Origin of the sequence: Bifidobacterium saguini DSM 23967 (assembly GCF_000741715.1) — a bacterium.
GTDB lineage: Bacteria > Actinomycetota > Actinomycetes > Actinomycetales > Bifidobacteriaceae > Bifidobacterium > Bifidobacterium saguini.
Genome location: NZ_JGZN01000025.1, coordinates 1 through 14,252, shown reverse-complemented (window position 1 = coordinate 14,252; position 14,252 = coordinate 1). Strand labels below are relative to the sequence as shown.

At 59.5% G+C, this 14,252-nt stretch carries 5 protein-coding genes and 2 pseudogenes; 6 read left to right on the top strand and 1 reads right to left on the bottom strand.

The features are described 5' to 3' along the window. Nucleotides 1-347 precede the first annotated feature (347 nt). From BISA_RS13520 to BISA_RS13645, 5 genes and pseudogenes are all read left to right on the top strand, one after another. Nucleotides 348-2,018, top strand: coding sequence for an isopeptide-forming domain-containing fimbrial protein (locus BISA_RS13520; protein ID WP_033892154.1), 1,671 nt, complete (start codon nucleotides 348-350; stop codon nucleotides 2,016-2,018). 13 nt (nucleotides 2,019-2,031) lie between these two features. Then, nucleotides 2,032-2,922, top strand: coding sequence for a class C sortase (locus BISA_RS12395; protein WP_162178596.1), 891 nt, complete (start codon nucleotides 2,032-2,034; stop codon nucleotides 2,920-2,922). Then, nucleotides 2,909-6,073, top strand: a pseudogene (locus tag BISA_RS13655) (SdrD B-like domain-containing protein); the annotation flags it as partial. The gene BISA_RS12395 and the pseudogene BISA_RS13655, both read left to right, overlap by 14 nt. 369 nt (nucleotides 6,074-6,442) lie before the next feature. Continuing rightward, nucleotides 6,443-8,500: pseudogene (locus BISA_RS13650) on the top strand (RCC1 domain-containing protein); the annotation flags it as partial. Between the two features lie 351 nt (nucleotides 8,501-8,851). Then, complete coding sequence (locus BISA_RS13645; RefSeq protein WP_474847975.1) at nucleotides 8,852-9,466, top strand: SdrD B-like domain-containing protein; 615 nt, start codon at nucleotides 8,852-8,854, stop codon at nucleotides 9,464-9,466. Nucleotides 9,467-9,547: 81 nt separating this feature from the next. Here BISA_RS13645 and BISA_RS11630 read toward each other — a convergent pair whose 3' ends face one another. Further along, complete coding sequence (locus BISA_RS11630) at nucleotides 9,548-10,156, bottom strand: hypothetical protein (protein ID WP_033892153.1); 609 nt, start codon at nucleotides 10,154-10,156, stop codon at nucleotides 9,548-9,550. Between the two features lie 277 nt (nucleotides 10,157-10,433). Here BISA_RS11630 and BISA_RS11625 point away from each other — a divergent pair, with 277 nt between their 5' ends. Further along, a complete protein-coding gene (locus BISA_RS11625; RefSeq protein WP_237746169.1) occupies nucleotides 10,434-13,982 on the top strand; it encodes a MucBP domain-containing protein in 3,549 nt (1,182 codons plus the stop codon). Nucleotides 13,983-14,252: the final 270 nt, after the last annotated feature.

Sequence of the window (14,252 nt, the reverse complement as noted above, 5' to 3'; positions counted from 1 at the left end):
ATGCAGATCGTCACGTCACGATCCAACACCATTGTGATTCCCGCTCACAGTGAAGCCCAAGTGGCATGCCGAACCGGCCATGACCGCCGGCGAGTGACGAACCCGCCGAAACCGAACGGCCCCGAGAGCCGCCAACCACCCCCGGACGGGGCGGGAAAGCGGAACTCCGGGGCCGTTCCCCGTTCCGGCTTTCGGTATGCCGGTATGACGGTCCTTCGGTATTCCGGTATCTCGGCAATCCCCTCCCTCCGCATGCGCGGAGGGTTTTCCCGTTTTCAAACAATTCCCGGCCCGATCCGTGCGGAGCATGGACGGGACATGCAACCGATTGAAAGGGTTCGGACCACATGAGAGACAAGAGAATCATCGGATCCCTGGCCGCCGTCGCGGCGGCCATCACGGTGGCGGCATCCACCGCGGCCTTCGCGTTCGCGGCACCGGCGCAGGCCACCACGGAGCAGCTGCGCGAACCGCAGCCCATCACCGTGACCTCCTCCGCGGACATCAGCGGCAAGACCCTGAAGGCCGTGAGGCTCGCGGGATACTCGGCCGCGAGCATCGACGGCCAGGCGATCGGCGGCCTCGACGTGAACGACGCCGGCCACGCGTCATCCATCGCGAACGCGCTCAAGGACTCCGGGGCCACCGGCTACGATGCCGACAACCCGATGGCATGGGTCGTGCAGAACCTGCTCGACTCCCAATCCAGCCCCTACGCGGGAAGCCTGCGAACCCTGGTGACCAGGCTCGCCAAGGACACCGCAATCACCGGAGACTCCACGGCAACCGCATTGGCCAAGGGAGCGGACGCGAACACCATGACCGCGACCGTCACCCCCGGCATCTACCTGATCCTCGACCTGACCGCCAACGGCCAGGGGGCCTCCATCCCCATGATCGCCGCCACCGGCATCGACGGGATCACCACGCTCGGCACCGGCCAGACGACGCAGACGCTCGGCACCGTGGAATACAAGCCCAACGACGCGACCGTCACCAAACGCATCGTCCAGAACGGGGCCGAGGCCCTGTCCAACACGGCCGCGATCGGCGAGACGGTCCACTACCGCCTGACGACGAGCGTGCCCAACCACACCGGATACGAGCACTTCCGCCTCACCCTGACCGACACGCTCGACCAGGGACTGGCCTTCCAGCGCATCACCGCCGTGACCGTGAACGGCAAGACCCTGGACGCCGCGCTCTGGCACGCCTCCGACCCCACGGCCGCGCAGGACGGCACCACCACGTTCACCGTCACGTTCGCCCCCACGGCCGACGGCACCAGCGACCTGCTCGCCTCCGACTCGACCCGCAACGCGTTCCCCATCGGCTCGGGCGTCACCGTCGAATACGACGCGCTGCTCACCAAGGACGCCGCCGTCAACACCACCGCGGGCGGCACCGGCAACCACAACACCGTGAACGTCTCCTACTCGCACAACCCGAACGACTGGACCGACCAGGCCACCGTGCCCGGCGACACCACGACCACCTACACCGGCCGGTTCACGCTCTCCAAGACCGACATGGACGGCAAGCCCCTCGCCGCCGCCACGTTCGCCATCACCCGCAACGGATCCGACACCCCGGTGAGCCTGGCGGCCATCTCCGCGGGCGACGCCACCCATCCGGCCGAATACCGCACGGCGACGGCGGGGGAGACCTCCACCACGCTGATCACCATCCCCGCATCCGGCAAGGCCGTCATCCAGGGACTCGACGGCGAATACACCGTGACGGAGCGATCCAGCCCGTTCAACACGAGCCCCCTGCCCGAGTTCACGCTCACCGTCGAACCCGACCACGGCCAGAACCACGCGAACGCCGTCACCGACTTCCAGCAGGATCCGAACAAGCTCGCCACCCTGGACGGGACGACCGCCACCGTCACCGTCAGGAACGCGCGCAGCATCCTCCAACTGCCCAAGACCGGCTCCACCTGGATGACCATCTGGATCGCCGCGGGCACGCTGTCCGCGCTCGGCGGCCTCCTGCTGCTCAGGAAGCGCGACTGACATGCGACACCGCATGAACGCGCGGCGACAGCGGACCATGCTCGGCATCGCGCTGCTCCTATGCGCGAGCCTGTGCGCGACCCTCCCGCCCGCGTTCATGCTCGCCAACGGCCACACCGACCAGCGGCTCGCCGACACCCACAACCAGGCCACGCTCGCCCTCGCCGACAAGACGAGCCGCGCCGAATGGGAGAAGGCCCGCGAATACAACACGCTGCTCGCCGCGGACGGGCCCTCACGCCAGACCGAGACCACAGACCCCTGGAACGATGGGACCGACCCCGGAGACGACGACGAAACCTACCGGTCGCTGCTCTCCACACCCGCCGACGGCATCATGTCCACCATCGACTACCCCAGGCTCGGCATCAACCTGCCCATCCGCCACGGCACCGGAGCGGCCACGCTGGCCGCAGGGGCCGGCCACCTGTACGGCACGTCCCTGCCGGTCGGCGGAACCTCCACGCGCACCGTGATCAGCGCGCACACCGGCCTCGCCGACCGTCTCCTGTTTGACCGGATCAGCCTCCGCCAGGCCCGCGAAGGAGACATATTCTACATCACCACGCTCGGCCGCACCCTCGCCTACCAGGTCGAGACGATCAGCATCGTGGACCCTGACGACACATCAGGCATCCGCATCCAGGAGGGCCGCGACCTCGCGACCCTCCTCACCTGCACGCCATACGGCGTCAACAACCAAAGGATCCTCGTCACCGGCCACCGGACCGGCATGCCAGACCCCGCGCCGGAACCCGGGAACGCGCCGAGAAGCCACGCGTGGATCATCCCGATCATGTGGATCACGGCCGTCCAGGCCGCGACCATCACCACCATCACCGTCGTCATCCGCCGCCGCACCGCCGGCGGCAAGAGAGGAAGAGGACAACATGCACGCCATTAGCGCAGCCAAACGCCCAATGGCCACGCTCGCCATCCTGGCCACGCTCACGCTCGGCCTCGCAACGGGCACAGCCGGAAGCGCCGCACCGAAAGCCCAGGCCGCGGAACCGAAACCCGCATACGCTACCGCACGGCTCTCCGAAACGCGCGACGGAACCGGCCACGGCACCAGCGCCCAGACGTTCGTCGCCAGCGCGAACGGTTTCCGCGTCGGCGACGACAAGCCCGATGACGGGATCGTCTCCAGCGGCGATACGGTCGAATACTCGCTGGAACTGTCGTTCACCGCGGCCGCGCGCCGCCAGGTGAAGGTGTCATGGAACCTCGCCGACGCGCCATACCTCCAAGCCGGCGACGCGATCGCGGGATTCTGCGAAAGTGGCCAGCTCGTCCAGGCCAAACGAACCGGCGACTCATGCACGTACACCGTGCCCGCCGGCGCGGTCGAAACCCTCAAACAGACCCTCGCGCTCACCGCCAAGGACACCGGCGGCCTCGTCAAGACCGGCCAGAAGCCGAAACTCACCGTCGAACGCGTCGGCTCCACCGGATCCAACGTGGACTATCCGGCCGGAGAGGTCACCGTGGTCAGCGCACCCGCCGCCGACCTCGTGTTCGACAACGGCGGCATGCCCGACAACGACCGTTCCATCGAACGGAACACGGTATGGCAGGATTCCGGCAACGTCTCAGGCTATCTGACCATACGTCCCCGCGCGTTGACATACCCCGGATACACCACCAGCCACGGCGCAAGCACCACCGGATCCTGGAGCACGGGCATCGACGTGAGCGCATTCCCCGAATCCACCGTGTTCACCATGGACGGCGAGACCCTGACCCCCAAAAACGGCCAGCTGCGCGTCGAGAACAAAACCGGTTCACACGACCTCGAATGGTCCATCCCCGCGTCGGAGATCGCCGACATCCCGGAGGGATCCTCCACATACTACGCCGCGCGGATCATACCCGACAGAACCGTGTTCTCCACCGGCGGCGTCGATGCCGACGTGCTATTGAACATGGGCAAGGGCGGTGAACCCGGATGGGACGCGAACCGGGATGAAACCACCAAATCCGCCGACACTGGCGCGATCCGAGGCTACCCGTACGCGAACAACGACTGGACGCGCGCCATCATCAAACGCTACAAGCGCTCCACCGATACGCAAATCCCGCCAGGAACCCACTACATCCCCCTATGGGACAAGACCCTCGCGAGACCATACACATTCGGTGCCACGCTGTTCGACACGACAAGCCGAGACTTCACGCTCTCCGAAACGGCGAGCACGGTGAGCCATCACCGCATCGACCCGAACGACCGCATCGCCACCGACACGCAGGTGAAAACCACGCTGACGATGAACCCCGCAGGAGCCGACCTGCTCGACTACGGCTACCACCCCTACATGACCGACACCTGGGATCCCACGCAACAGCAGTGGACGGGCAATCTGACCGTCACCCAAGGCGGCAAGGAGCTCGTCATGGGAGACATCGAAGCCGCCGGTTCCACCGCCGACTACACGGTCAAATGGACCACAGAAGATCCCGGGAAGCCGAACACCGAATGGCGCGACGGCATCCCCGCAGCCACACAATCCGACGTGCGCGCGATCCGCATCGACCTCAACCAGAACCATATCGACCTCTCCGCCACGGCGGCGAACATCGAAGCCTCGTTCATCCTGCACGTCACCGCCACCGCGGGGAAAGGCAACACGACCGTCGCCGACACCATGACAGGCGGCATCTACAAGACCGGCCAAGGATGGTCCAAAACCACGATCCCCGAATACGTGGTCGTCATCGCCCCGGCCGAACCGAGCACACTCATCACCAACAATGTTTCCGTCACCGACGGTGAAGGCCATGCCCGCGAGGGAGACGCGCAGCCCGGCGACACCGCCAGCTATTCGATGGAACCGCGAATCAAGAACATCCAACTATCAGGCACCACGGCCGCACCGGCCGTGACGATGCCCTACCCGTCCGGCCTGATCAACCCCGTGGCGACCGGCAAGGACTGGCAGCTCCACGTCGAAGGCAAAGGCAAAAGCCGAATCATCCGGTTCACGTTGAACACGCCCGATGGCACCACCGTCCCGTACCTTGGCGCCCACGGCGACACCAGCCTGCCCGACATCACATGGAAGGCGCAGGTCGGCAACAAGGCGGTCGGCACGATCACCGCGGCGGCGACCCTGACCGCGGACCTCGCCGCGAACGGCATCGTCCCCGCATACCCCAACGTCACATCGAACACCGCCACCGCGACGTTCACGGTATCCGAGAAAAGCGGAGAAAGCGGCATGCTCGCCTCCGACCAGGAGAAGGCCGAGATCGGAGACCCGCTCTCCTACACGTTCAACCTGTACGCGAAGGGCGTGGGACGCTCGGGCAAGGCGGATACGGTCATCCACGCGCCAAGCAACCAGGATTCCAAGCTCCTCGGCAAGGACAACACCGGCTTGGACGGCTCCTGGAACGAATACGACCGCGGCAGCAGCGGCTACCACGGCACCTGGGAGCTCAAGGGACCCGTCGCGTTGAACACGGACAACTCCACAACCACCACCATCTCGTACTCCACCACCGTCGCCTGGACCGACGATCCGAACGACTACACATGGAAAACATGGGACGAACTCACGGACTCCGAGCGTCGCAACATCACCGCGATCCGCATCCGGTCCATGTTCGAGACCGGCGACAACGGCAGCATGCCCGTCGCCGCTGCCAACGGTGCCATCACCATCCAACCGTCAGGCAATAGGAAGGACGACGCCTACAACTGGTGGCCGGGCCGCACCCGGTTCACCGACGGCCATACGAACGGCAACCTGCCGTGGGCCGACACCGCCAAGGTCGTCGCCGGCACGATCAGCGGCACCGTCTGGTGGGACCGCGACGAGAACACGCTCATGGGCGAGAACGAGGAACGCATCGACGGCATCCTCATCAGCCTGTGGAAGGTCGATGCGGACGGCAACCACGACGGCGACAAGCCGTTGAAGACCGCGAACACCGACTCGAACGGCCACTACGAGTTCGACCTGCTCCACTCCGGCACCTACCGGACCGAAGTGAAACGAAGCGACGGCACCACCACGGACGACGGCGTGCAAACCAAAACCACCACCTACTACAACCAGTCCAAGCCCGTGACCAACACCTACTCATGGAACTGGAAGCTGAAAGGCAACGCCTCCGACCAATCCGACACCATCACACTGCCGGTCGGCGGCAGCCAGCCGAACGTGGACTACGGGTACGCGAAACCCGATCCCAAAGCCACCCTCGACAAAACCCAGACCAGCCTCGAGTGCGACGACGTGAAATGCACCGTCAACTGGGACGTGAAAATCACAAACAACGGCAAAACCACCAACCCACTGCCCAGCTTCACCGTCACGCCATTCGTCGCTGGACCTTATGGCTCTTCGTTTGCGGTCGGCTCGGACGGCAACCTCTACGAATGGAGCTCGTTCGACTACTCCACTCCAGTGAAGGTGCCGATGCCCGAAGGGGTCGTCCTCACCCGGATCGACTGCGGGGATGACGCTACCATTTGGGCATTCGGCTCGGACGGCAAAATCTACGTATACCAATCAGATGGCATGAACGATCCCGGCAAATTCGTCCCCGTCACGGTGCGGATGCCCGATGATGTCAGTATCATCCAGATCGCTGGCAGGCGGAACGACTCCTTCGCGCTTGGCTCCGACGGCAATATATACAAAATAAGGGTCCGAGGAACAGATTCGACCACCATAACGAAGGTGTCGGCACCGGAAGACGTTCGATTCACCCAGCTATCCTCGGCGGGCAACAGCGTGGCACTTGACTCGAACGGCAATGCCTACCTGTTTGACAGGGCGGAAATGACCGCGACGAAGCTCGAAATGCCGGTCGGGGTCACCTTCACGGATATCAAACCGGCATCTTGGTCTCAGCAGTTCGCCCTGGGGTCGGACGGCAATGCCTATTACTACTCCAATTCCACTCCGGTGAAGGTAAAAATGCCCGAAGGCGTTCGGTTCGTTCAGATCGGCACGGGAAACCACAATGAAGGCATGGGTATGCTTGGCTGTAGTTTCTATGCCTTAGGCGATGACGGCAATGCCTACAGGTGGGTGCCATCCTCCTCGGGGTCTTATCCGACACAAGCCGAACCGGAAAGGATGCAGCTTCCCGAAGGCTCTTCCCTCACCCGCATTTATTCGGGTGCCTCCTCGCAGCATCTTCTGGCACAGGATTCGAGCGGAAAACTCTACGCATGGAACGATTCCGACTCCACCTCTCCAATCGAGGTCACCATGCCCGATGGAGTGAGCGTAGCCGACAAGGCCAGCGTGCCCGATGACAGCGACAGCACCACCGGCACGAGCGCGTTCCCCACCTCAAGCACCCTGACGGATCGGATGAGCAGCATCGTCAAGGATGTGACCGCCACCGCGGGCACAGTGTCCAGAACCGCCGATCAGACCGTCACGTTCACGCAGGTGAGCGTCGGAGACAGACATTCCCTCGCCCTCGGCTCGGACGGGAACACATACGCATGGGGACACAACGGTTTTGGCCAGCTGGGCGACGAGACCACGACCAACCGGCCGACCCCCGTCAAGGTGAAAACACCTGATGGTGTCTCGTTCACGCAGATAAGCGCCGGAAACGATTATTCCCTCGCCCTTGGTTCCGACGGGGACACATACGCATGGGGAAGAAACGATTCCGGCCGGCTGGGCGACGGGACCGCGACCAACCGGTCGACGCCCGTCAGGGTGAACACCCCGGCCGGTGTCACGTTCACGCAGATAAGCGCCGGATCCGCTTATTCCCTCGCCCTTGGTTCCGACGGGAACACGTACGCATGGGGGGACAACGGTTTTGGCCAGCTGGGCGACGAGACCAAGACCGACCGGCCGACACCGGTCAAGGTGAAGACGCCGGCCGGTGTCACGTTCACGCAGAAAAGCGCCGGATCCGCTTATTCCCTCGCCCTTGGTTCCGACGGGAACATATACGCTTGGGGATGGAACGTTTCCGGCCGGTTGGGCGACGGGACATGGACCGACCGGTTGACTCCCGTCAAGGTGAAAACACCTGATGGTGTCTCGTTCACGCAGGTGAGCGTCGGAACCTATCATTCCCTCGCAATCGGTTCCGACGGGAACACATACGCATGGGGGGACAACTATTACGGCCAGTTGGGCGACGGGACCACGGCCAGCTGGTCGCCCCCGGTCAAGGTGAAGACACCTGACGGGGTCACGTTCACGCAGATAAGCGCCGGAACCTATCGTTCCCTCGCCATCGGTTCCGACGGGGACACATACGCATGGGGATGGAACTATTCCGGCCGGCTGGGTGACGGGACCACGACCAACCGGTCGACGCCCGTCAGGGTGAACACCCCGGCCGGTGTCACGTTCACGCAGGTGAGCACCGAAAACGCTCATTCCCTCGCCCTTGGTTCCGACGGGAACACGTATGCATGGGGGGACAATGAACATGGCCGGTTGGGTGACGGAACCATAGCCGACCGGTCGACGCCTGTGAAGGTGAAGACCCCGGTCATTCCTGGTGTTTCTACGGATCCGACGGCGGTCCCGGTGGAGTCCGTCTCCACCAAGGATGATGGAACCGATGTGACGCGGGTCTACAATCTGCCGTTCACGGTGGATCCGGGCGGTTATGTGGTGTATCACTTCACCGGCACGGTTGACCGCGCGAATGCGGATCAGGTGATACATAACCAGGCATGGTTCGATTCCCCGGACACCCCGTATTCGGGCACGCCTCATGCACGGGAGCAGAAGGTCAAAATCCCAAACAAACCGGATGACTCCAAATTGGATTCGTCCAGTCATGACATCACGGGCAACGCCTCATGCCGGGCCGGCTCCGACTACAGCAAGCCGGATATGCAGCATTGGTTCAGCACGGGCTACGAGGATTCCTGCGACCAGGTGGGGACCATCATCCCCGCGTTGACGAAGAATCCGGTATTGGGTTCCATCAGCGGCCTGTACTGGCGCGACTCGAACCGTGACGGCATCCGCCAGGACGACGAGATCCAGCGGATAGCCGGCCAGCAGGTCATATTGGAGGATACGGACGGCAAGCAACTGGCCACCACGGTCACCGACCGGAACGGCGCCTACCGGTTCGACAAGCTCGAACCGGGCTCCTACCGGATCAGGTTCAGCCGCGTCACACGCGCCGACTTCACCTCCACCGACGCGAACGACAAGACCCCATCGACGGATGAGAGCGGCACCGATTCCGACGCCGCCACCGATGCGGACGATTACGGCATGGCCACACCCGTCATCACGCTCACCCAGGCAGCTCCCGACAAGGAGCATGTGGATGCCGGCGTGCTGGGGGACAGGGCCGCGGCAAGCATGCTCCCGTATACAGGAGCGTTCCTCCTGCCGGTTGTGCTGCTCATTGGCATCGCGTGCCTGCTCGGCGCGATCCGTCTGCTCGGGGACGATGAACGGTCGAACGGAGCCAGCCGGCAGCGGAAGGACTGAAAACCTGAGGGACACCGGATTCGCCGCTTCATAAGGAATGGGGGTGTGGAAATATCCACACCCCCATTCCTTTCTTCTAGGCTATTCCGCGCTTCCGTCCCGCTGCCATAACGCCCATGTCTCCTTCGAGACATCGATCAGGAGGATCCCTATCAGCAGATCATCGACGGATGACGGAATCGTCGCATGGGCTATGGTGGCCAGCGCCACAACCGTCATCGTGAGAATCGGTGCGAAGGTGATGCCCTCGAACCATTGCCTGCTCTGGGAATCCGTCCTACGGAAGCTGAGCAAGGTCGCCGCACACAGAACCAGCCCGATCAGAAACAGCATGATTGCCGCGCCCCTGATTTTCCCGATTTTGTCCTCACCAACGGTATCGGATGCGCATAGATATGTGATCGCGCACATGATGAGCAACAGGCCGAACCCGCCGTTCACCAGCCGATGAACCCAGAGGGAATCCTTCTCCGGGCGTGACAGGTGTATGCCGAATAATATGCCCGCGATGGTCGCAGCAAACCATCCCGCGGCCAACCCGTCGGTCAGCCATGTCGGCCTGACCAGGCCGCCGATGACAAGCAGGACGACCAAAGCGATATAGCAGATGACAGATACCGCCGTCGCCGGACGGAACCTTTTGACTGCGTTTGCGGAGTGCTTGTTGTTCCTCGTTGTTGTTCCTTTCAAACATCACAAACTAATTCCAGTATACGGACTGGTTCATGAATGGATTTCTAATTGAAGGATTGCAGGGCCGGTTTATGAAAATTTCAAACATTTTTCATCCCCTCAGCATGGGTTACTTGTTCTAATTTCCGAAATGTTAAGCGTTTTCCAATAGAGGCACAGGTCGTTGATTATCTAAAAGAAAGTAGAGAGAATGTTTGGAGAATCGTTCCGCTCATTGTCAGTAAGAGAAAATGTCAGATGGCTTTGCCGAGTCGTTCCTGTGATTTTTACTGTGATGGCCATACTATTTGGATTTTCTATCGTGCCTGCATTCGCAGAGACACGAACCGATTATTCAAAGGACGGAGCCGGTGAGTATGCGTGGCCCGCAAGTGCCAAAGATCTTTCCGGGCGGCCGGTCGTGCAAACGGTTCCGTCATATCTGATGTCCGAGCATGATGTGCCCGATGAATACAAGAAATTCCAATTTTCCACGGGTGCGTACTCGGCGAACCGTTTGCTGCTGAAAGGAAAATGGAAGTGGGTTAGTCCTGTCAACTACAACGTAATGGGTGTAAAAGGCGGATGGGAGCCTATTTCCTCAGACGCATATGTCTTACTACCTCGGATTGGATCATGGGTCGATGCCGATGGTCTGCGTCATATCATCGACGCTCGTATCGAAATCGTGGATCGCACTCCTGAACAGATTGCATCTACCGAAAAAGAATGCAGAGCCGTAGGAGGTTATATCGCCGTCGAAGAAGGAAATGTCGTGGGAATCGGAACAAGGACAGGGAATGTCGGATCCTGCGGTTCCTTCAATACTTGGACGGATTATTGGTTTGGTCTTGAAATCAAGGTGTCCTTTTACTACACGGGAACCGACTTGCTGGTTCCTTCTTCGTTCAAGGGGAGTACGGCTATTCCGCTGCCGTGTAATCGGAGAACCGAGGGGGCGTATTTCGTATCTGGATTCGACGGTCTATACCAGCCGTTTGAGAGATACCCCGATGGCGAACCGATATGGGGGCGTTTTGATAGGGATGGGTGGTCCACGCGGGGTGGCGTAGACTTCGATCGAACATGGATATATGGATCCGACGGGTCCGCGCCGCCTTCGGTTCGTGTCGAAAGCCTCAGACAGTGGGGACAATCCAAAACCATGGTGGCCACTTTCTCGGGGCCTTCGTTCAATCTGCGCTATGGGGCGTTCGATGGGCCATTCGTGACTTATTTCGATAACTTGAATAGCAGTTCCCAATTGGTCAAACGGATTGGTGCTATCGCTGTCGATGAATCTGGCATCGTGCTGAAGGATAAGTGGATTGTAAAATCCGGCATGTCGGCGAACGATGAATGGTCTGTGGATCCTCCTTCTATCGACGGTTATGAGTATGTGGGTCTTGCTGAGGGTTCCGCCCCGCTGACTGGCCGCATCGTTGATGGCGATTCCAATGAACAAACCATCACAATGACATACCGTAATACCGGTGATATCAGTGTATGGGGTCAGGCTGTTGACGAAGATGGAAATGTTTTGCGTCCACAATGGTTGGTCGAATCTGGACTTTCAATGGGGGACTCATGGTCTGTGGATCCTCCTTCTATCGACGGTTATGAGTATGTGGGTCTTGCTGAGGGTTCCGCTCCGCTAAACGGTACGGTTACTGATGCTTCAGCCAGCGACTTGACTGTCAACATGGAATATCGACACCTGAAACGCATTCAGGCGCAAGTGGTTGATACCGAGGGCAATACGGTGATCGAGCCTTGGGTGGTCGGCGAGGATTTGAAGAACGGCGACACCTGGGAAATTCAGCCGCAGAAAGCGCGTTATGAGGAGATGGGCTATGAGTATGTGGGTCTTGCTGAGGGTTCCGCCCCGCTGAGCGGCGGCATCGTTAATAACTCACCTGCCTGTCAGACCGTCACATTGGTCGTGCGAAAAAAGCGAGAGGTGATAGTACGTGGAATATTGAACGATGGTACTGAACTGTTCTCGCGGATTGTGGGGAAGGGTCTCCAGATAAGTGATACGTGGAACTATAAGCCTGATTCTCATCCCTTTATTACAAACCCGAACAATATAAACCAGTCCGCTTGGTTCCGTTATGCGGGCCTTGCTGAGGGTTCCGCCCCGTTGACAGGCGAGATAATGAAGGATAGTCCATTAACGACGACCATCGTGATTATATACAAGGCAGTTGTGGACATCGAGGCACAAGCCTACGATGCCGATCACCCGGATATTGCTTTGGATACATCTCATACCATTTCAACTGATCTTGATTTCGGTGATAAATGGGAGGTTGATCCACCGGAGTTTCCGGGATACGGGTTCGTGGAAGCGTCTTCCGATTCCGCCCCGTTGTCCGGTATCGTCGGTTGGAATACCGAAATGGAGACGTATAGAGACGGAAATACAAAGGGGTCGGTCTATAAAGTTAAGCTCCTGTACCGCCGTCATACGATTAAAACCGTCAAGGCTCGATGCATCGATGAACAGGGCAACCTACTCAGAGAGGAATGGGTCGTTGCCACCGGACCTGACGAGGATGGATCCTACGGCAACGCCGTATGGAACATGGACAGCATCCCGACCATTAACCAATACAAATACGTGGGTCTTGCTGAGGGCTCCACCCCATTGTCCGGCCGCATCACAGCTTCCAGTCCCAGCGAACAAATTATCACGCTCAAATACGAATCGAACGTGAAAATAACCGTGAGATATGTCATTGCCTATGATCTCTCCTCAGGCCCGTTCTACGTCGATATCGTAGAACGGGAAATCCTCGCTTTAAAGCGAGGAGATTCATGGAGCGTCAACGCGCCAAGAGAGATTACTTCCTCCAATGGAAGGAAATACCGATTCTCACGTATACCATCACAATCTGCTCCATTGACGGGTACCGTGAACGAGAACACTCCGGAATCACAGGAGGTGCTCCTCATCTACACCCCTCCTTCACAGGTCGTGGCATCATACATTGACGCGGATACGGGGAAGGATTTGAAGCCTTATCATGTTATCTACGACTCGCTGTATCCGGGAGATTCATATGAAGTCAAACCTCCTGAGATCAAGGGCTACCGTTATGTAGGGTTGGGCAAGGATTCGGATTCGATCTCCGGCATCATGCAACACGAGGGCAACAGGAACGTCGTTCTCGCCTACCGCCAACCTTCCATCCAAATCCGCTATGTTGTGAAGAACGCGGGTCAGACGGAAGAAGTAAAACCGGCGGAGACATTTGCAAAAGGTTTGAGCAATGGAGATACTTGGAACGTCGAACCTCCTGCGACGATTGAATCTTATGGGCAAAAGTTCAAGTACGTCGGACCGTCCGACGATTCAGCGCCTTTGACCGGCATAATGAGTGAAGATACACCCATCATCCAGACAGTGACGATTATTTACTCCCCGCCCATATCCGTCATCGTGGCTTGTATTAAGGATGAAAACCTCCAGTCAACACTCATCGACCCTTGGTCCGTAGACGGTGAATTCTATATCGGCTCAACATATAAGATTGAACCGCCTAAAATCAACGGATACCGCTATGCAGGCACAATCGGAACAACTATGGGCGATATTGAATATCCAGATAATCCCACAAATGGTGCAATAACGGATAGGGGTCTGATATATGGATCCATGTACTTCGTGATACTCAACTATACGGAAATAAATGATTCTGCGAAGACATTGATGCCCACTACGGGAGATACCGGCTCTATCTTACGGATAGGCATCATCGTCATGGTTTGTGCCATGCTTTCTGCGGTTGTGTGGAATTTACATCGCAGAATCCTGAGCACGTCAAATCGCGCGGAATAGAGCTATTCTCGCAGCCACATAAGGTATTCATCCGGTAGAGAAAACTCTCATCCCTGATTCTTTATGCATCTTTCCTTTTCAAACACTTTTGGATTGTCTTCCTGCGTTTCATGGTGATGGCCTATGGGATCAACGACCCGGGCCGTCAACGACACGGCCTTTCGAGGCGGGAAAGAAGGTTAACAGTGAACAAGAATCATGAGCATGGGAACAACATCAGGCGCGCCGCCGCACTGTCGCTCGCCGCAGCCACGCTGGTCGCCGGCCTGG

Excerpts from the sequence above, each read along its gene's own strand:
- BISA_RS13520 (WP_033892154.1), top strand. The coding sequence starts at position 348 with ATGAGAGACAAGAGAATCATCGGATCCCTGGCCGCCGTCGCGGCGGCC.
- BISA_RS12395 (WP_162178596.1), top strand. The coding sequence starts at position 2,032 with ATGAACGCGCGGCGACAGCGGACCATGCTCGGCATCGCGCTGCTCCTA.
- BISA_RS13645 (WP_474847975.1), top strand. The coding sequence starts at position 8,852 with ATGCAGCATTGGTTCAGCACGGGCTACGAGGATTCCTGCGACCAGGTG.
- BISA_RS11625 (WP_237746169.1), top strand. The coding sequence starts at position 10,434 with ATGGCCATACTATTTGGATTTTCTATCGTGCCTGCATTCGCAGAGACA.